This window comes from Mesorhizobium sp. WSM4850, from assembly GCF_055811735.1.
This window is the reverse complement of sequence record NZ_JBVVPV010000144.1, coordinates 1-1,032: the sequence shown is the minus strand read 5'-3', so window position 1 is coordinate 1,032 and position 1,032 is coordinate 1. Positions and strand designations below refer to the sequence as shown.

The window sequence follows — 1,032 nt, the reverse complement described above, 5'->3', positions numbered from 1 at the left end:
TCTCACAATAGCTGCGGTAGCCGTCGCCCTAATAGGGCTAACACTCATATTGCTGTTGGTGCTCGACCGGGTGCTTGGTCTGGAGCGAGCCATTGGCGGTGGAATCTATAGGTCGTGATTGGATGACTGTTCTCGAACTAAGAAATGTGTTCAAGAAGTATGGAGATTTCACCGCAGTTGATAATGTATCCCTGGCTATAGAAAAGGGAGCGGTTCTCTCTCTTTTAGGACCGAGCGGCTGTGGCAAGACCACTACGCTTCGGATTATTGCGGGTTTTACGTCGCCCGACAGTGGCACGGTGAATATTGCGGGTGAAGATGTAAGGCAATTGAGACCCTATGAGCGTAATGTTGGCCTCGTATTCCAGGATTACGCGCTCTTCCCCCACATGACGGTTGCACAAAATGTCGCCTATGGCATGCGGTACCGTGGAACGCCGGCATCGGCGATACCCTCTCGGATCAAGCAGATGCTGTCGCTTGTACACTTGGTCGGCATGGAAGACAGATATCCCCGTCAGCTGAGCGGCGGGCAGCAGCAGCGTGTAGCACTTGCGCGGGCGCTCGCAACCGACCCGCAGATCGTTCTTCTCGACGAGCCTTTGTCCGCGCTTGACGCGAAGCTGCGCCTTGAGCTGCGCCTCGAACTCAAGGAGATTCTGAGGTCTGTGGGGGCAACTACGATCGTTGTCACGCATGATCAGGAGGAAGCTCTAAGCCTGGGTGACGAGGTGGTCGTCATGAGCAAGGGAAAGATCGTTCAGCGAGGATCGCCGATTGCGATTTACGAGACTCCAGCCGACAAGTTTGTAGCCGAGTTCGTCGGGAGATCTAATTGGTTCCATGGGCAGCGAAACGGCCAATCGCACAACGGCGTCATCACCTATGTCACCAACGGTGAACTTGAGATTCGCACAAGATCGCAGCTCGACCCGCACGCCAGTGCCGATCTGTGCATAAGACCGGAAAACATCGAACTCATTGACGTCGCTGCAGGTGGCGCGGTTGATGATCTCGCACACAATGTCCTGC

1 protein-coding gene is annotated in these 1,032 nt (G+C 54.9%); it reads left to right on the top strand.

All coding sequences use genetic code 11. The features are described 5' to 3' along the window. Window positions 1-122 precede the first annotated feature (122 nt). On the top strand, window positions 123-1,032 hold a 910-nt coding region (locus AC0L2Z_RS35295), incomplete at its 3' end, for an ABC transporter ATP-binding protein (protein WP_473630629.1).